Here is a 17911-nt window from a genome sequence, read left to right as displayed (position 1 = left end):
AGCCCTGTAATTAATTGTTATTAGTCTATACGTAATAATGGCTAAGATACAGGCTGATGCAGCTATTATATTCATTAATCATCACTTTTTCCCCGACGCGGGCAGTGGTATCATTTAAAGGGTTATTATTAAATAGAGTTATCGTGATCACATTTCCTGTTTCTGTAACTGCGGATTGGCAGTTAGGTACATCAATCAATTCTTTGTCTTGTAACGAGCAAGACTGGCTACTTGAGCCCAACTCACTGACGGCTAAATTAAAAACACAGTGTGGTGAATTCTCTGTAAAAGTGCTTAGTGAGAAAGAGTTTGAATTGAGTATTTCACAACAACAATTATTAGATTGTTCACAACGTATTGGTATTAATCGTGAGGTTTTGTTGCTTTGTGATGGCATCCCTATGGTATACGCACAAAGCTGGCTGCCTGCCACCGATGATATGCAACAACAGCAATTATTGGCACTGGGTAATCGGCCTTTAGGTGATGTTATTTTTCAACATCCGGACTTAAAACGTACCGAAATTGAAATAGCGCGTTTTGATTGTCAGCACCCAGTACAGCAACTTGTTAGCCAATACTCTGTAGTTGTAAAACCCTTGTGGGGGCGTCGCAGTATTTTTTCGTTGGCGCAAAGCCGTTTTTTAGTAGCTGAAATATTTTTACCAGAGGCTTATCTATATCTATGAAATTTGCCGCCTTGCACATTGCTCATATACCGTATTATAAGCAGTTAATGCGCACCGATAAGCCTATCGGTACTTTATTGCTATTGTGGCCTACATATTGGGCATTGTGGCTTGCAAGTGATGGTATGCCAAGCATACTTAATTTTGTGGTATTTAGCTTTGGTGTATTTGTTATGCGCAGCGCAGGTTGTGTTATTAATGATTACGCAGATCGTAAAATTGACGGCGCGGTAAAACGCACAGCACAAAGACCCTTAGCTTCTGGCTTGGTGAGTAGTGGCGAAGCATTAAGCTTATTTTTGTTGCTTATCATAATTGCTTTCATACTGGTGTTGTTACTCAGTTGGCAAACCATATTATTGTCAGTCGGGGCATTGCTATTGGCATTTAGCTACCCATTTATGAAACGTTACACTAATCTACCGCAAATAGTGCTAGGTGCAGCTTTTGGTTGGGCTATTCCGATGGCTTTTATGGCTGCAACAGGTACTATCCCACTGCTTGGCTGGTTGTTATTTATCGCTAATATTGCGTGGACTACGGCATACGATACTATGTATGCCATGGTAGACAGAGATGATGATTTGAAAATTGGCGTAAAGTCTACAGCGATATTGTTTGGTAGTGCCGATCGAATCATTATTTTTGCGCTAAATGGTGTATTTATAGGTTTGTTGGCTTTAATTGGTTATACGAGTCAATTAGCAATGCCGTATTGGCTTGGTCTATGTGTGGCATGTGGCTTTTTGGTTTACCAACAATTTCTAATTCATAGTCGTAATAGAGAGCATTGTTTTAAAGCTTTTTTAAATAACCATTATGTCGGTATGGTCGTTTTTATTGGCTTAGTGGCGTCCTTGCCATTTAATCTATAGTGTTAGCGAGGTGGATCAATGACGCCACTGATTGAAGTGTTTTTCCTAAACCAACCCGCAACTGAATAGCGATTATCAATTGTCGGCAGTACTTCATGCATAAAGCGTTCGCTTTCAAACATTACGAACGTACCAGCTTTAGGCTGAATAGTGATTTCAACGTCTTTACTTTTAGGTTTGTAAATCACTAACTCACCACCAGATTGCACTGTATTTAAGTAAAATACAGTAGTAAATACACGGTTCGATCGCCCTTTAAATGCGTCGTAATGCTTTTTATAAAAGTCGCCATGCTGGTATTTCGCATAGTGACACTCATAATCAAATAAACCCAAAAAGAAATAACGATTCAAATTTACTCTAATATCTTCTAGCGCATTTTGATAATCAATTTGAGCTTGGCTACTACCATCAAACCAAAAGGTCTTGTCGGTGCGTATACTCTTGTCTATTTGTAAATCCTGCTGACGGCCAATTCCTGCTGATTTAAAATTGGGGTTGATACAATAACAATCTTCTATCAACGCGTTAGTCAGTGTTTCATCAAACATATTTTCGATCACGGCGTAGCCATGAGTTTCTATGTCAGTTAAATAACGTCCAGGGATCAGGTTAAGGCTCATTAATTGTACTATATAGCAGGGAAGGCGCGTAGTTTAGCTTAAAATGATGCAAAGGTACTACTGAAGATTTAGAAACCAAGCCAGAGTTCTGCTTTAGGCTTGGTTTTCATGCTGTTACTTAAGAATTAATTGATAACGCTGTCTTTTCTATTAATGACAGGAGCTGGTTTATTGGGTCGTCAGCAGTAACTTGCTGGCTGGTTTGTACAATCAATTGCTCATGAGCTAAGTTCTTATTGGTTTTTAACTGGAGCAGATTATTATTCTCTGCGACCGAACTTGCATGTTCAATACTGCTAATTGCAACATGGTTTGATTTACACAACCCGTCCATTACTTGCTCAATACTGCCAACTTTTATACTGCTGCTCTTGTTCAAACTATCGACAGCCTCATTCAGCATAGCTTGAATTTGTTTTGATTGTGAAAAACAACTATACATAGGGTAATCGTTTAAATCTTGTTTGCAAAGATTGTTCTTATTCGCAAGAGGATGACTTTTTGCAACGAATAAAATAAGTTGATCAGGTAAGTGTATGTCATTGCCAATACTATTAACTGCTTGCGAACAAACGCTAATATCAATTTCACCTAACTGTAGCTTACGCACCAACTCACTTTGTTCTTGTAGTTGCATTTCAATTTTTACATGAGGGTATTGTGCTAGAAATTGGCCACATGAAATAGGCACTATTGCACTTGCATGATTGGTATAGCCAATTACCAATTTCTCATTGGCGCAGCCATTAATTGATTGGAATAAACGCTTTTTAGTTTCTTCGAGCTTGCTTAAAGTGTCTTGTGCGTACTCTAAAAACAGCTCACCTTCAGTTGTTAGTTTCACTGAGCGGGTCGAGCGTTTAACTAATTCATAGCCAACTTCGTCCTCTAAGGTTTGAATGCTGCGAGTCAATGCTGAGGTGCTAATTTTGGTTGTTTCGGCCGCTTGGCGAAAATGTCGTAGCTGACCTAAAGCCACAAATTGCTCTAATTGTTCAAATCTCACTTTTATAGTCCTTTGTATAAGTAAGCCGCACTACTGGCGAACATAATTGATATTAATTTAATGGATAGTAATCCATTGTACCCAATTTGAAAAGTGTATTTCACATAATTTTTACAACTATCAGTTAGGGTAACGCTCTTTTATCTCCAAAAAAAGTGCTAAATTGTTAAGAAATATGTCCACAAGTTTAGGTTCAAACTGTTTGCCACTCTGCTCCTTGAGCAAATCGAGCACCTCTTCAAGTGGCCAAGCTTTTTTGTAGCAACGATCACTGCCAAGGGCATCAAAAACATCCGCTAGAGCTGTAATACGGCCAACAATATGAATATCTTTACCTGCAAGTTGATTTGGGTAGCCAGAGCCGTCCCATTTTTCATGATGTGTATACGCAATGATTGAACCACACTTTAAGATTTCATTATTCGAACTCTTCAGAATATCATAACCAACTTCGGCGTGAGTTTGCATAATGGCCCACTCTTGATCATCCAGCTTACCGGGTTTATTGAGAATATGATCTGGAATACTTATTTTTCCAATATCGTGTAAGGGTGAGGCGAGTTTTATCACTTCACACTCAAAGTTATTTAAGCCATATAACTTACCTAACAGTTCACTATAGTGCGCAACTCTTTTAACATGTGAACCGGTTTCTTTTGAACGTTTTTCAACGGCTTCACCGAGAATATATGATAGCTCTTTTTGCGAATCCTTCATCATTTCGCGTAATTTCAGGTTATCGTAAGCCAGAGCAATATTGTTGGCAAAAAACTCCAAAAGTTGATAATCGGTGGTTCCTAATAACGAGCCTTTACGTACATACAGCATTGTTTCGAGGCCTGCCTGAGTTGGAAAATAGCCAATGTAGTCATGCATGGTTTTTTGGGATGATTTGCGATTGTGTGCCTCAACAAATAATTGCTTTACATCTTCGGGGATCATATTGGCATTAGGTTCAGGCTCAACACCAGAGGCTGCCAGTAGCTTAAAATCAGTGGCAGGAGATGTTTGTTGGTTAACAGCTGCTGCACAATAAATTTCAGTGTCATCTAAGCCCATAACATTGGTTACATGGGATAAAATTGTTGATGCAAATTCATGGACACTATCACATTTTAAAAATGAGCTAGAAGCGTTGATTATTTTTTCAAGACCTTTTCTATGACGCTCAATAATTTGAATATCACGATGTGAACGCAGAGCTGAATACAATAATGTTTTCATTTTTATTGCCGTCAGCTCAGTTTTATTTTTGTAATCGTTAATGTCGTATTCACGTATCACAGCTTCTTCAGGGGCTTCGCCAGGTTGACCTGTTCGAAGAATAAGGCGGATGTCGTGGTTATTGATATCATCACGGATAAATTTTATTAGGTCTAAACCCGCATGGCTAGTTTCCATGACTACATCAATTAGGCCAACCGAAAAATCGAGATCTTGTTGTAATAATTCTTTTGCGGCTTGCGCTGAGTAAGCATGGTGCAAACATAAGGCTTTATCTTCAAAAGTAAATCCTGATAACACAAGCTTAGTGACTTGGTGAATATCATCTTCATCATCGACCACGAGAATATTCCAAAACGCCTGTGGTGACTGAGTTTCTGACTCTTCAATGGCATTTTCTGAAAATAAAAAGTCGTTCACATTTACACCTTTAGTTTTATCATTCTCCTAAATAGTATAGTGCTTGTTTTTTAGTCTGCCTTGTTGCTCAGTGGTTTTTTTTCAATGTTTTTAAGTTCAATTTCAATTGCGTCACATGAAATATGTATTTCATATAAAGAGGTTAACAACGATAGAGCAAGGCAGGCTAGGCTAATACCAAATAAAATTACGCCAGTGGTTTTAAACTCGATAAATAATGCAAACATTGAAAGTGTACACATTAAAAAAGATGCAACGCCATAGACTTGCATGGTTCTAATGAGTCTAATGCGTTTTCTCAAGTTAGTTATTTGCGCAACGACTAATGGTCGAATAGTCTCTCCTTCGCGGGCGTTAAGTTCACGAATTAATTGTGCTAGCACTAAAAACCGGTTGGTATATGCTAATAACAACAAAGAGATTGCAGGGAACAGCAGTCCAGGTGTTGTGAGGGTCATGATTATTTCCTATATAACAATTACTTCGCTTAGAGTAGCTTAGGGTAATTTAATCGCAAAGTAAAAGAGGTTGTCATTGCAAAATAGAATAAATAACAACAATACAGAGCAAACACCATTTCAATGGTTAACAATCTATTGCGCTGCAAATGCGGTAGAGGCAAACATTGTCAAAGGGTTATTACTCAACAGCAATATTGAGTGCCAGTTACTTGGTGAGTCCTTGCAAGGAGCTGCTGGCGAAATACCTTTAGATCAAACTCAAGTGAGAGTGCAGGTTTTTGTGATTAAAGAGCGCCAGGCGCGGCAAATATTGGTAAACTACACTCAAGTACAACAATCCGCTCCTGATTGGGTATGCCCCAACTGTAATGAGCATAATGGGCCAACATTTGAAATTTGTTGGTCTTGTAGGACACCAAATAATGACTAAAGCGAATAATTTTCAGCGTATAAGAGAGCTTAACTATTTGCAGCAAGCGGTACTGGCAGCAGCATTAATTGAACGCATGCTACCTAATTATGGTTTATTTAGTGAAGCAACAGGATTTGGTGACGAAGCTATTTTACGCAGTGCACTTAATTTGTGTTGGGAAAAAATCTTACTGCCGAAAAGTAAAATAAGCCTTGAAAAGCAAATTGAGAAAATAGAGCCTAATGTTCCAGAACTCGCTGATTTTGATATGTTCGGTACTTATCCTGCTATAGATGCCGCCACTGCCTTATTAGGTTTAATGCATGGTTTAATTGCCAAAGATGAGCAAGAATTTATCAGCATTAGTAAAATCTCTCAGGCGACTGTTGCGCGTTTTATTGAATATCAATTAACGGTTGAAGGTGAGCTGGCTGATAATACAGCGGTACGTGAACATCCGTTAATGCAATACGAAATTGAAGTGTTAGGCGAGTTAATTGATTTTGTTGAGCAGATGGGCAGAGTAACAGCTGAAAATGTGAAAGCGTTAAAGCAACATGCTATCGCTGATGGACAAACAAACATTGGTATTACACTTTAAGTAACCAAAACTCTGATTAAGAGATTTATTTTAAGAATTTAAAAGTGCCAAAGGGCATGGGAGAAAACTGCAGTGCGAATTTTAGGCATTGAATCGTCGTGTGATGAAACGGGAATTGCAATCTATGATGATGAACAAGGTCTACTTGCTCATCAACTCTATAGCCAAGTCAAAGTGCATGCAGATTATGGCGGTGTAGTGCCTGAACTTGCATCTCGAGATCATGTTCGTAAAACCTTGCCATTAATCGATGCTGCTTTTGCACAGGCCGGTTGCGGACCTGAAGATATCGATGGTATTGCTTACACTGCAGGCCCAGGACTGGTGGGAGCATTATTAGTGGGTACTTCAATTGGACGCTCACTTGCCTATGGGTGGAATATTCCAGCAGTGGCTGTTCATCATATGGAGGGCCATCTACTGGCGCCAATGCTTGAAGAAAACGTGCCTGAATTTCCGTTTATTGCTTTACTCGTATCAGGTGGACACACCATGATGGTTAAAGTCGCTGGGATTGGTCAGTATGAAGTATTGGGTGAATCGGTAGATGATGCTGCAGGCGAAGCATTTGATAAAACAGCTAAGTTACTTGGTTTAGATTACCCTGGTGGGCCACGGTTAGCTAAACTTGCTGAGCAAGGTGTTCCTAAGCGCTTTATTTTCCCACGACCAATGACAGATAAACCGGGCCTTGACTTTAGTTTTAGCGGCTTGAAAACGGCGGCTGCAATTACTATTCGTAATAATGCCGATGATCAGCAAACCAAAGCCGATATCGCTCATGCGTTTCAAACCGCAGTTATTGATACATTAGTTATTAAATGTAAGCGTGCTTTAAAGCAAACGGGTATAAATCGCTTAGTAATTGCCGGTGGTGTAAGCGCCAATATACAGCTACGTGCGCAACTAGAGCGTGTAATGCAAGGCATGAAAGGACAGGTTTATTATCCGCGCACAGAGTTTTGTACTGACAATGGTGCCATGATCGCCTATGCGGGTATGCAGCGCTTAAAGGCTGGGCAGTTTGCCAGCCTTGATATGAAAACGAAACCACGTTGGCCGATAGATAGTTTAGAGGCTATTTAAATTTAAGTATTGTTATCATCTTTAGTTGGTGGCGTTTTTTTGTCACCAATTTTAGGTTCTTTGCCACTAAATAAACGTTTAATATTGGCGTGGTGGCGAAAGATAATCAAAATAGTTAAAAATGTTACTGGTAAGGTATAAAGCGGTTTGATCCACCAAGTGTATAATGGCGCTAAAGAAACGGCAACTAATGCCCCAAGTGACGAATAGCGTGTAATAGCAACAACAGCCACCCAGGTTGAAATTAATAACCCGCCTAACAACAAGCCAATGGGTAGCAATGTTCCAAATGCAGTTGCAACTGCTTTACCGCCTTTAAAGTGAAAGAATACCGGAAACATATGTCCTAAACACGCAGCAACCCCTATCAATCCCAGCATTAGTGGTTCAAGTTGTAAAAAATAAGCTCCCCAGACAGGAATAGTCCCTTTGAGAATATCAAACACTAAGACTAAGCAGGCTGGAAAAGCCCCACCAAGACGATAAACATTAGTTGCGCCAGGGTTGTTTGAGCCATTGCTGCGAGGATCGGGTAGTTTAAATAGCCGAGACACTAAAATGGCTGATGAAATCGACCCGAGTAAATAGGCTAAAACTAACATTAAAACGGCTATCACGCGCTTCCTTATTTTTTAATCGCAGTTTTTCGGCTATCATTGGCCGCAAAAATTGCATTCATACTTTTCGTGGTTCAAATAGCAGATACATAATGTATCTATACGCTTATATCATATGGGTAATTTTTACATGATGTACCTATAGGCTATTGTATGGGTAATTTTTACATAATAAAACACAGTTAAAGTGTATAAAGGCTATAAATGCAAATTATAGCCGATGTAGACTCAAGTCAATGAGTTTTAAGTTTTTGCCAGTTGGAGCAGTTATGGATAAGGTTTTTATATCGCAACTACATGTTGACACTATCATAGGCGTGTACGATTTTGAAAAAGAAACTAAACAGAGTTTGTATTTTGATATCGAGATGCTGTGTGATATTAAACCCGCAGCAAAAACCGATGACATTGCCTTAGCACTTGATTACGCAAAGGTAAGTGAGAGAGTAATCGCGCACACGACAGCAAAGCCTGTTGAGTTATTGGAGACCTTAGTAGAGCAACTAGCGGCTATCATTTTAACCGAGTTTGCTACAACACAAGTTACCATTCGAGTTAGTAAACCCGCAGCCGTCGCGCAAGCACGCACTGTAGGTGTTGAAATTACCCGACTCAAGGCACGTTAAGATGGCGCAAATTTATATTAGCCTTGGCTCTAATGTTGATAAAGAACATTATATCCGCCAAGCGTTAATCGCCCTAAAAGCACACCTTGTAGAATTCGAGCATTCCAGTGTCTTTGAAAGCGAAGCAGTTGGCTTTGCAGGTAATAACTTTTACAACTCAGTCATTGGTGCACAAACACAGATACCGCTTCCCCAGTTATGTCAGTTACTCAAACAGATTGAACGAGAGAATGGTCGTACAAATAACGATAAAAAATTTAGCCCGCGTACACTCGATCTAGATTTACTGTTTTACGATGATGTAGTGTGTGATTCTCCTGCACAGTTACCCCGTGATGAAATCACCAAAAATGCCTTTGTCCTGCAGCCATTGGCAGAAATAGCCCCCGATTTTTATCATCCTACAGCAAAGCAAACAATTGCCCAGTTGTGGAATACTTACAACAACCCTAAGCAAAAACTATGGAAGGTGGAGTTTACTAACCCATGAGTATTATCGAAATTATTGTTTTAGCCCTGATCCAGGGATTAACTGAGTTTTTACCTATTTCAAGCTCAGCTCATCTCATTCTCCCTTCACAAATTCTTGGTTGGCAAGATCAAGGCCTTGCCTTCGATGTTGCGGTGCACGTTGGTACCTTGATTGCGGTGGTGATTTATTTCCGCAAAGAAGTGGTAGAAATACTTGCGGCATGGTTTAAATCATTTGGTGCACAAGGTGCAACAGATGATAGTAAACTTGGCTGGTGGATTATTTTAGGCACTATACCAGCCGCTGTACTGGGTTTAATTTTTAAAGACTTAATCGAGCTCTATTTACGCAGTGCGTGGGTAATTGCAATCACCACTATTTTGTTTGGCTTATTACTTTGGTATGCCGACGTAAAAGGTAAGCAAACTAAAACAATTTATCAATTAACTTGGAAATCAGCACTGATGATCGGTATGGCGCAAGCGATGGCGATGATCCCTGGTACGTCACGCTCGGGTATTACTATGACCGCCGGTTTAATGCTGGGGATGAATAAACAAAGCGCTGCGCGTTTTTCATTTTTACTCGCAATTCCAGTGATCTCAATGATGGGCTTGTATTACACCATTGAGCTGGCATTAGGGGATCATGTAGTTGATTGGACAACGTTAATTTTAGGTGCCGGTTTATCGTTTATCTCTGCGTATGCGTGTATTTTCCTGTTCTTAAAAATAATTGAACGTATGGGGATGATGCCATTTGTTATCTATCGATTATTATTGGGCGTAGGTTTAATTGTATTTTTGATGATGTAGCACTGCGTTTATTAAAGATAAATAAAAACGCCTTAGCTCAATGAGCTAAGGCGTTTTTTATAAGCCAATATACCCTTCAATTAGAAAGTGTATTTTGCACCCATCGATAAGCGACGACCTTTAACGTCAAAGAACTCACCATTATCATAAGTGAATGGATTACGAGGTGGCGCACGGTCTAGGATATTGTTTACACCAATACGTACTTGTAATTCATCTAATAGATAAGTTTTGTACATAAAATCGAACGTTGTGTAAGACGGGATATCATTGTAGTTATTATCTTCAATGTTCCATTCATTACTTTCTACACTACTATGGCGGTAATTAGCCGTTAAAATGTAACTTGAATCATCATGTGAGTAGATTGCGTTAAAGCGACCTTTCCAGCGAGGATCTGCCATTTCACCTACATTTGAGCGGAAATCTGCCGTACGACCGGTTGGGTTTTCACTGTCTTCTTCTAGGTAAGTTGCAGTAAGTTTAATTGCTAAATCACCATTCCCTAATTCTGTGCGGTAAGCTGTTTCAATATCTAGGCCTTTTTTGGCGATGATAGAAGCATTAATTGGACGCTCATAATAGTTAATGATGTCGCCCGTTTCTTTATTTCGTACGAAGTTTGAGCAAAATGGGTTGTCTAGCGATGATGACTCATAACATAGTTCTACGCTATCACGTCCAAAGTATTGAATCGCACCTTCAATTTCAAATGACCAGTAATCAAGAGTTAAATCTAAGCCTTCAATAAATTCAGGAGTGTAGATCAAGCCTATAGTGTAATCGTTTGATGTTTCGTTTTTTAGTGCTTGGTTACCTTGTACAAAACCTGGCAGGCTACCAGCGGCTTGCCAATCGGCAGTTGGCATCCAACCTTCAGCTAAACCGTCCGCTTGACAGTTAGCGATTACATTTGCTTTATATTCGCTACCTGAGCTGGTAATTTCATCAGCACGACATGGGTCTTTACGGCCTGAATTAAACGTTTGTGAGCTTGGCGTAAATAAGTCACTTAGGCTTGGTGCACGTACTGATTTTGAACGATTTAAACGCACACGTACTTCGTCTGTAACGCCCCAGTTTAATGATAACTTCCACGCATCATCACCACCAGTAACCGAGTAATCCATATAACGGTACGCAGTTTCAAAGGTTAAGTCAGTTGCTAAAAAATGATCTACAAGCAATGGCACTGAGATCTCTGTTGAGAATTCATTTACATCGATATCACCTTTCATTGGCAAGCTTGAGTTCCCAAAAATAAGGCCATTTTGCATTGCGTGATCAGGATGAGTCTCGGCGCTTTCTCGGCGATGTTCAACGGTAAATGCGGCAGCGACAGCACCTGCTGGTAATTCAAATAATAAACCATCAAATGTTGCAGCAACAACTAGCTGGTCTTGTTTGGCAGTACGCGTAGCATTCGTTGCTATATAATTAAGCTGTGCTTGAGAAGCACTTTGTGCGCCCATAGGGTTAAAAGCAACACACCCTTCACGTTCACCTGTGACATTACCATCGGCATCACGAACTGCACACACGATTTGGCCATTAAGTTCTACAGCATCTATTGCATTGACTAAATTTTGCTCTAATACTTCACCGCGCCATAAGGTATCTTGTTCGATACGGCCATACTGCACATAGGTGCTGTAGCCCCAGTCATCGTTTAAAATGCCTTCAAAACCAAGAGATGCACGGATCACCGAACGATCTTGTTGATAGGCGCGATCACCCCATAGATTTTCGTTAGCTTGGCGCAAAGTAACTTTATCTAACCCGTTAGCATCCATAATCTTAGCCATATCATCGCGGATAAAGGCATTATCACGACGAATCGTGTGAGCAAAGAAAGCTGGCGAGCTTTCAGTAGTTGCTTTTGAGTCAGACCAAGTAAAATCAAATGTTGCAGCATGGTCGTCATTAATTTCGTATGTACCATACGTTGATAAAATAGCGCGCTCTAATGGAGTTTGAAAATAGCTTTTGTAACCATGACTAAAAACACCATCGCCTGGGTTATTAGCATCTGCGTAATAACGGTTATTAGCTGATGCGTTAGGCACACCAGAGTTTTCTACGCGACCTAGACCATAATCAAATGCTTGTACGTTACCGCTATTATCAAATGCCCAGTGATGGTTGTTGTAATGATCGTCAGTTAGCGAGCCTGTTTTACTGAAAAAGTCACCGCCTTCAGAGTAATAGCCAAGGGTACTTTGCTTACCTAATATAACGCGCTCAGGAATACCATCGGTACCAGATTTATTGGCTGGATTTGCGTATGAAGTTACAGGATTACGGTAAAAATCACGACTTAACTTGTTATAGCTATCTGTTTTTGAGTAGTTAAGAGACGTTACAAACGATAGCTTGTCACCTTCCATACCACCGGTGATAGAGAAAAAGTTTTGCTCGCCACCGCTTTGTTCTGGACGAATCGTAGATGCATCAATTTCAATGCCATCAAATGATTTTTTTGTGATGATGTTTACGACACCTGCTACAGCGTCGGCACCATATACTGCTGCTGCACCGCCTGTGGCGATTTCTACTCGTTCGATCAGAGTTGTTGGAATATTATTTAAATCTACCGCAGTGCTGCCTACTGAACCTGCGACAAAGCGGCGACCATTTACTAATACCAGTGTGCGCTCAGACCCTAAACCACGTAAATCGGTGGTGTTTAATCCTGATGCATAAATAAAGCTAGTAGTGGTTTCCGGAGATAGGCCAACCGTTGCTTGCGGTAGCTCAGCTAATAAATCATTAACGTTAGTAATGCCGGCGTTTTCCATCTCAACGCCACTGATCACCGTAACTGGTGTCGGTGAAGTAAGGTTGAATCGCTTTATTTTCGAACCTGTTACTTGAATGCGCTCGACAGGTTTTACGTCAGTTGCTTCTTGTGCAAATGCATTGGCAGCACCAACAGTACCAGTAATTAATACTGCATTAATTGCAGCTGTAATAAGATTTAATTTTTTCAACATAACACCTTTTAATTTCGACAAGGTTTACCCTGTGGGTAATTTAACTTGATGGAATTCACAAAGGACTTACATTGTTAGCCATATTAACTTTGAGGTTAAATATATGCCTTTCAATGTAACCAAATGTAATTTAGTGCGATGTTTTATCACAGTACCCAAATAGAGTCTTTTGTGGGGCAAATATGTCTTTTGTTGCTAAAAAGTGTTTTTTGTTTTTATTATGGGTATTTGTTGGTATCATCTTGATTTTAAATTATATTATTTGTATTCATAGCTTTACGTTTTTTGTTTTTAGTATTTTCATAACATTGAGTTATCTTGCTCATTAACTATTTTGCAATTAACTATCAATTATTTTGTTTGTAAAATGAGCTTTAAAGTTAATTTTGTTTAAAAAGTGTCGCGCAATACTTGAGCGGTTAGGCATAAGTAAGGGAACTATTTAACTTATATACTTATTCGTTGTCATTTAGCACAAGTGTTGTGTTAGATGGCAATGGTAACTGAACGCTATTTTTGGCATTATGGCACCTCATCTATTATCTATTTTTTAGTGCTGCGTAAGCTATGTGTGGCGGCAAAGGAATAATATGCATATTCATATTTTAGGCATTTGCGGCACCTTTATGGGTGGTATTGCAGCGATAGCTAAGTCGCTAGGCCATACAGTCACGGGCTCGGATCTAAACGTATATCCGCCAATGAGCACGCAACTTGAAGAGCTTGGTATTAAATTAACCCAAGGCTATGATGTCTCTCAGTTAGAACCTGCACCAGATATGGTGATTATTGGCAATGCAATGAGTCGTGGTAACCCATGTGTTGAATATGTATTGGACAAGGGCTTAGCGTATACTTCCGGCCCTGAATGGTTAAAGCATAATTTATTACAAAACTCCTGGGTACTGGCGGTTGCTGGAACTCATGGTAAAACCACCACTGCAAGTATGCTGGCATGGATTTTAGAATTTGCGGGTTTAAAGCCAGGATTCTTGATCGGTGGTATCGTGCAAAATTTTGGTTTGTCGGCACGGGTTGGCGAAACGCCTTTTTTTGTTATTGAAGCTGATGAATACGACACTGCATTTTTTGATAAACGCAGTAAGTTTGTTCATTACTTACCGCGCACACTGATTTTAAACAATCTTGAATTTGATCATGCTGATATTTTTGAAGATTTAAACGCTATTAAAAAACAATTTCATCATTTGATGCGTACACTACCAAGTAGCGGCAAAGTTATTTGGCCACAACAAGACGATGCTGTGCAAGATGTGATTAACCAAGGTTGTTGGAGCGAAAGTGAAACACTGGGCGCTGATTGGGGATATGAGCTGATTAATGCCGATGGCAGTGAATTTGCAGTGTTACTCAATGATGAATACCAAGGCTCAGTAAAATGGCAAGCGTTTGGTGAGCACAATGTTAAAAACGCTATTATGGCTATTGCTGCCGCGCGCCATGTCGGGATTGCAATTGAACATAGCATTGCAGGGTTAGGGGAATTTATTAGTCCTAAACGTAGGATGGAGCTAAAAGCCGATATTGCCAATATTAAAGTGTATGACGACTTTGCTCATCACCCAACAGCTATCACTACAACGCTTGCTGGGTTGCGTGCAAAAGTAGGCAATGAAAAAATTATTGCGATATTAGAGCCGCGCTCAAACACTATGAAAATGGGTGTACATCAACATACGTTATTGGCGTCATTAGCTGATGCTGATGATGTGTATTTATTCGAGCCAGATAATTTAACCTGGTCATTAAGTGAGCAGGCCAAACAGGCTGGTATGTTATGCTTGAGTAATACAGATGAGATCGTTGAACAAGTAGTCTCCCAAGCGCAACCGCAGCAACATATTTTAATCATGAGTAATGGTGGCTTTAATGGCCTCCACGACACATTGATAACAGCTTTGCAGCATAAATTTATCCAGCAATAAACCGGAGCGACAGTGCAATATAAAGAAACCATAACGCTGGCCTTTAGTGGTGCGTCAGGCGCGCCATATGGCTTACGATTACTTGAAGTATTGCTCGCGCAGCAGTTTCGCGTGTATGTATTGATCTCAAGCGCGGCGCGTGTAGTGCTAGATACTGAATCAAACATTAAATTATCAGCCAATGAAGATAAAGCCACCGAACAATTAAGTAGCTTATTTAAAGCACAGCCAGGACAGTTACAAGTATTTGGTAAAGATAACTGGTTTAGCCCTGTGGCATCTGGCTCTGCAGCGCCGAAAAAAATGGTCGTGTGCCCGTGTAGTGCAGGCTCTGTCTCTGCAATAGCGATGGGGGCCTCTGATAATTTATTAGAGCGCGCCGCTGATGTCGTGATTAAAGAGCGTGGTCAGTTAATTTTAGTGCCACGAGAAACGCCATTTAGTGAAATCCATTTAGAAAACATGCTAAAGCTCGCAAAGCTCGGGGTAACAATTATGCCAGCTGCACCAGGGTTTTATCATCAACCGCAAACTATTAATGACTTAGTTGATTTTATGGTTGCACGTATTTTAGATCATTTAAATATTGCACACACACTAACTAAACGTTGGGGTTATGGGGAGGGTAAATCATGAGTAAAGCATTGGCTTTGAATATTGAAGGCCTGACCAAGGTATATAAAAATGGTGTTGAAGCCGTTAAAGGCGTTGATCTAAAAGTATATGAAGGTGATTTTTTTGCCTTGTTAGGCCCAAATGGCGCGGGTAAGTCAACTACCATTGGGGTAATCTCATCATTGGTCAATAAAACCAAAGGCTTAGTAGAGGTGTTTGGTCACAACATAGATTCAGATTTAGAAGCCGCTAAATCACAACTAGGCTTAGTGCCACAAGAGTTTAACTTTAGCCAGTTTGAAACGTTGACGCAAATACTGGTAAATCAAGCGGGTTATTACGGAGTTCCCCGTAAGGTGGCGCATCAACGAGCGGATAAATATTTAGCGCAATTAGGCTTACTTGAAAAGAAAGACAAACAAGCACGAACACTATCAGGCGGTATGAAACGTCGTTTAATGATTGCTCGCGCGTTAATGCATGAACCAAAACTGTTAATTTTAGATGAGCCAACCGCCGGTGTTGATATTGAATTACGCCGTTCGATGTGGGATTTTTTAAGACAAATTAATGAGCAGGGGGTGACGATTATTCTCACCACCCATTACTTAGAAGAAGCCGAACTGCTGTGTAAAAATATCGCGATTATTGATTCCGGCATTATCGTTGAAAACACCACCATTAAAGCACTGCTTGCCAAACTAGATAAAGAAACCTTTATTCTTGATTTAAAACAGCCTGTCCAGCCAGTTACCGTTACGCTTGATGGTTATAAGTTTACTATGGCTGATGATCATACTATTGAGGTTGAAGTAGCCAAATCACAGGGCTTGAATGCAGTATTTACAGCATTAACCGAGCAGGGCAATACCGTGCTTAGCATGCGTAATAAAGCTAATCGATTAGAAGAGTTGTTTGTAGGTTTACTAGAGCAAGGGCGGGGCAAGTAGATGTTTAAATATGGCGTAGCCTTAAAGAGTTTATGGTTTAAAGAGTGCATTCGATTTTTGCGTATCTGGGTACAAACACTCGTGCCGCCGGCAATCACTATGAGTTTGTACTTTGTGATTTTCGGTAATCTTATAGGCTCTCGTATTGGTGATATGGGGGGCTTTAGTTATATGGAGTTTATTGTACCGGGTCTTATCATGATGTCGGTGATCACTAATTCGTATTCTAATGTGGCATCAAGCTTTTATTCAACCAAGTTTCAAAAAAGCATTGAAGAGCTGTTAGTTGCACCCGTGCCTAATTATATTATTGTGCTTGGCTATATGGGTGGCGGCATGACCCGTGGCATGCTGGTAGGATTAATTGTTACGTGTGTGTCGTTATTATTTGTTGATATTCAAATCCATAATATTTTTGTGATCATCGCGACAGTAATTTTAACTTCTGCGGTATTTGCTTTAGGCGGTTTGATCAATGCTATTTATGCTAATAGCTTTGACGATATCAGTATAATTCCGACCTTTATTTTAACGCCATTGACCTATCTAGGTGGTGTGTTTTACTCAATCACTTTATTGCCAGAGTTTTGGCAAGGCGTATCGCAGGTTAATCCAATTATTTATATGGTTAATGCCTTTAGGTATGGTTTCTTAGGCGTGTCGGATGTTGATTTAACTGTCGCATTTGGCGTGTTGTTATTATTTATTACAGCCTTATTTATATTAGCTTTAACGTTAATTAAAAAAGGTGTGGGGTTAAGACACTAATGAGTGATGCAAATTCACGAAGTATTGTATCGAATCAACAAGGCTTACATGAAAAGCTGGATGATATAGTTAATAAGCATTTAACTGCCCAGTTTAAAAAACCCATTGCAGCTCATACGCAAACGGCGTTTGATCAAGTAAATGAAAAAGTGCAGGCTTTTAATGGGCCCATTATTTTAGATTCGTGTTGTGGGGTAGGTGAAAGCACGGCTAATTTAGCTAAACGCCACCCTGATGCGTTAGTTATAGGAATTGATAAGTCATCGCATCGTTTGGATAAGCATGATATTGAATATAAACAAACCGATTCAGGTCAGTACATTTTAGTGCAAGCCGATTTAAATGACTTTTGGCGACTCGCAGTGGCGGCTAATTGGCAACCCACACATCATTATTTGCTGTATCCAAATCCGTGGCCAAAAGCGAAGCATATTCAACGTCGCTGGCATGGCGCTGCTATTTTTCCATTTATCGTTAAATTAGGTGGGCTGTTAGAAGTTCGCAGCAATTGGGATATTTATGTTAAAGAGTTTGCTCAAGCACTGAAGCTCACCGGACACGACTGCACAGTCGAACTTTATCAAAATGACTTGGCAGTTACGCCATTTGAACGTAAATATTGGGCAAGTGGTCAACAAAGTCACCGTTTAGTGATTAATTTAAATGCTGGCTCGAAATAAAAATTAAGTGTTTTATAAGTTAATGTTTTCGT

At 39.9% G+C, this 17911-nt stretch carries 19 protein-coding genes; 13 read left to right on the top strand and 6 right to left on the bottom strand.

Annotated elements, in window-relative coordinates:
* The first annotated feature begins 143 nt into the window (after window positions 1-143).
* Window positions 144-689: a chorismate lyase gene (locus H5180_RS14040; RefSeq protein ID WP_182731748.1), complete on the top strand. Its 546-nt coding sequence runs from the start codon at window positions 144-146 to the stop codon at window positions 687-689.
* Complete coding sequence (ubiA, locus tag H5180_RS14035) at window positions 686-1564, top strand: 4-hydroxybenzoate octaprenyltransferase (RefSeq protein WP_182758420.1); 879 nt, start codon at window positions 686-688, stop codon at window positions 1562-1564. The genes H5180_RS14040 and ubiA overlap by 4 nt, the downstream gene beginning before the upstream one ends.
* A 2-nt stretch (window positions 1565-1566) precedes the next feature.
* Here ubiA and H5180_RS14030 read toward each other — a convergent pair whose 3' ends face one another.
* The 4 genes from H5180_RS14030 to H5180_RS14015 all read right to left on the bottom strand — a co-directional run bounded on the left by H5180_RS14030 (window position 1567) and on the right by H5180_RS14015 (window position 5295).
* On the bottom strand, window positions 1567-2187 hold the full coding sequence (locus H5180_RS14030; protein ID WP_145235076.1) for a 2OG-Fe(II) oxygenase: 621 nt from the start codon (window positions 2185-2187) through the stop codon (window positions 1567-1569).
* A 118-nt stretch (window positions 2188-2305) separates the two neighbouring features.
* Window positions 2306-3193, bottom strand: coding sequence for a LysR family transcriptional regulator (locus H5180_RS14025; protein ID WP_145235078.1), 888 nt, complete (start codon window positions 3191-3193; stop codon window positions 2306-2308).
* Window positions 3194-3313: 120 nt separating this feature from the next.
* Window positions 3314-4837, bottom strand: a complete 1524-nt coding sequence (locus tag H5180_RS14020) for a DUF3369 domain-containing protein (protein WP_145235080.1) — start codon at window positions 4835-4837, stop codon at window positions 3314-3316.
* Between the two features lie 50 nt (window positions 4838-4887).
* A complete protein-coding gene (locus tag H5180_RS14015) occupies window positions 4888-5295 on the bottom strand; it encodes a DUF2721 domain-containing protein (RefSeq protein ID WP_145235083.1) in 408 nt (135 codons plus the stop codon).
* A gap of 76 nt (window positions 5296-5371) precedes the next feature.
* Between H5180_RS14015 and H5180_RS14010 the strand changes: the two genes are divergently transcribed.
* From H5180_RS14010 to tsaD, 3 genes are all read left to right on the top strand, one after another.
* Window positions 5372-5728 carry a DUF2007 domain-containing protein gene (locus H5180_RS14010; RefSeq protein ID WP_145235085.1) on the top strand — a complete coding sequence of 119 codons (357 nt, stop codon included), beginning with the start codon at window positions 5372-5374 and terminating at the stop codon, window positions 5726-5728.
* Entirely contained in the window at window positions 5721-6311 is a 591-nt protein-coding gene (locus H5180_RS14005) for a YjaG family protein (protein ID WP_145235087.1), read from the top strand. The genes H5180_RS14010 and H5180_RS14005 overlap by 8 nt, the downstream gene beginning before the upstream one ends.
* 72 nt (window positions 6312-6383) lie before the next feature.
* On the top strand, window positions 6384-7397 hold the full coding sequence (gene tsaD, locus H5180_RS14000; protein ID WP_182758419.1) for a tRNA (adenosine(37)-N6)-threonylcarbamoyltransferase complex transferase subunit TsaD: 1014 nt from the start codon (window positions 6384-6386) through the stop codon (window positions 7395-7397).
* A gap of 2 nt (window positions 7398-7399) precedes the next feature.
* On the opposite strand, the gene plsY is transcribed toward tsaD, so the two are convergent.
* Window positions 7400-8014, bottom strand: a complete 615-nt coding sequence (plsY, locus tag H5180_RS13995; RefSeq protein WP_182758418.1) for a glycerol-3-phosphate 1-O-acyltransferase PlsY — start codon at window positions 8012-8014, stop codon at window positions 7400-7402.
* A gap of 269 nt (window positions 8015-8283) precedes the next feature.
* Between plsY and folB the strand changes: the two genes are divergently transcribed.
* From folB to H5180_RS13980, 3 genes are read left to right on the top strand one after another with little or no spacing between them, the layout of a single operon-like run.
* Entirely contained in the window at window positions 8284-8640 is a 357-nt protein-coding gene (gene folB / locus H5180_RS13990) for a dihydroneopterin aldolase (protein ID WP_145235093.1), read from the top strand.
* 1 nt (window position 8641) lies between these two features.
* Window positions 8642-9130, top strand: coding sequence for a 2-amino-4-hydroxy-6-hydroxymethyldihydropteridine diphosphokinase (folK, locus tag H5180_RS13985; RefSeq protein WP_145235095.1), 489 nt, complete (start codon window positions 8642-8644; stop codon window positions 9128-9130).
* On the top strand, window positions 9127-9927 hold the full coding sequence (locus H5180_RS13980; RefSeq protein ID WP_145235097.1) for an undecaprenyl-diphosphate phosphatase: 801 nt from the start codon (window positions 9127-9129) through the stop codon (window positions 9925-9927). The genes folK and H5180_RS13980 overlap by 4 nt, the downstream gene beginning before the upstream one ends.
* Window positions 9928-10007: 80 nt before the next feature.
* Here the strand turns inward: H5180_RS13980 and H5180_RS13975 are convergent, their stop codons facing one another.
* Window positions 10008-12920 (bottom strand): TonB-dependent receptor domain-containing protein, encoded by a 2913-nt coding sequence (locus tag H5180_RS13975; RefSeq protein WP_182731750.1) that lies wholly within the window; start codon window positions 12918-12920, stop codon window positions 10008-10010.
* A 590-nt stretch (window positions 12921-13510) separates the two neighbouring features.
* Between H5180_RS13975 and mpl the strand changes: the two genes are divergently transcribed.
* Genes mpl through H5180_RS13950 form a run of 5 tightly spaced genes read left to right on the top strand, consistent with a single transcriptional unit; the run spans window position 13511 to window position 17879 of the window.
* Entirely contained in the window at window positions 13511-14866 is a 1356-nt protein-coding gene (mpl, locus tag H5180_RS13970; RefSeq protein WP_145235101.1) for a UDP-N-acetylmuramate:L-alanyl-gamma-D-glutamyl-meso-diaminopimelate ligase, read from the top strand.
* 12 nt (window positions 14867-14878) lie between these two features.
* On the top strand, window positions 14879-15502 hold the full coding sequence (locus H5180_RS13965) for a flavin prenyltransferase UbiX (protein ID WP_145235103.1): 624 nt from the start codon (window positions 14879-14881) through the stop codon (window positions 15500-15502).
* Window positions 15499-16431: an ABC transporter ATP-binding protein gene (locus tag H5180_RS13960; protein WP_145235104.1), complete on the top strand. Its 933-nt coding sequence runs from the start codon at window positions 15499-15501 to the stop codon at window positions 16429-16431. The genes H5180_RS13965 and H5180_RS13960 overlap by 4 nt, the downstream gene beginning before the upstream one ends.
* The gene (locus H5180_RS13955; RefSeq protein ID WP_145235106.1) at window positions 16432-17199 is read left to right on the top strand and encodes an ABC transporter permease; all 768 of its coding nucleotides are present in this window, start codon (window positions 16432-16434) and stop codon (window positions 17197-17199) included.
* Window positions 17199-17879, top strand: a complete 681-nt coding sequence (locus H5180_RS13950; protein ID WP_145235108.1) for a tRNA (guanosine(46)-N(7))-methyltransferase TrmB — start codon at window positions 17199-17201, stop codon at window positions 17877-17879. The genes H5180_RS13955 and H5180_RS13950 overlap by 1 nt, the downstream gene beginning before the upstream one ends.
* Window positions 17880-17911 lie beyond the last annotated feature (32 nt).

Source organism: Pseudoalteromonas sp. SR41-4 (assembly GCF_014163985.1).
Lineage (GTDB): Bacteria > Pseudomonadota > Gammaproteobacteria > Enterobacterales > Alteromonadaceae > Pseudoalteromonas > Pseudoalteromonas rhizosphaerae.
Note: the sequence above shows the minus strand (reverse complement) of the source record. Positions and strands in the feature narration are given on the sequence as shown.

Bases quoted from the DNA above. Each gene is read 5' to 3' on its own strand.
- folK (WP_145235095.1), top strand. From the start codon at position 8,642: ATGGCGCAAATTTATATTAGCCTTGGCTCTAATGTTGATAAAGAACAT.
- H5180_RS13950 (WP_145235108.1), top strand. From the start codon at position 17,199: ATGAGTGATGCAAATTCACGAAGTATTGTATCGAATCAACAAGGCTTA.
- H5180_RS13975 (WP_182731750.1), bottom strand. From the start codon at position 12,920: ATGTTGAAAAAATTAAATCTTATTACAGCTGCAATTAATGCAGTATTA.
- H5180_RS14005 (WP_145235087.1), top strand. From the start codon at position 5,721: ATGACTAAAGCGAATAATTTTCAGCGTATAAGAGAGCTTAACTATTTG.
- H5180_RS13955 (WP_145235106.1), top strand. From the start codon at position 16,432: ATGTTTAAATATGGCGTAGCCTTAAAGAGTTTATGGTTTAAAGAGTGC.
- folB (WP_145235093.1), top strand. From the start codon at position 8,284: ATGGATAAGGTTTTTATATCGCAACTACATGTTGACACTATCATAGGC.
- H5180_RS13980 (WP_145235097.1), top strand. From the start codon at position 9,127: ATGAGTATTATCGAAATTATTGTTTTAGCCCTGATCCAGGGATTAACT.
- H5180_RS14015 (WP_145235083.1), bottom strand. From the start codon at position 5,295: ATGACCCTCACAACACCTGGACTGCTGTTCCCTGCAATCTCTTTGTTG.
- H5180_RS13960 (WP_145235104.1), top strand. From the start codon at position 15,499: ATGAGTAAAGCATTGGCTTTGAATATTGAAGGCCTGACCAAGGTATAT.
- H5180_RS14030 (WP_145235076.1), bottom strand. From the start codon at position 2,187: ATGAGCCTTAACCTGATCCCTGGACGTTATTTAACTGACATAGAAACT.
- ubiA (WP_182758420.1), top strand. From the start codon at position 686: ATGAAATTTGCCGCCTTGCACATTGCTCATATACCGTATTATAAGCAG.
- mpl (WP_145235101.1), top strand. From the start codon at position 13,511: ATGCATATTCATATTTTAGGCATTTGCGGCACCTTTATGGGTGGTATT.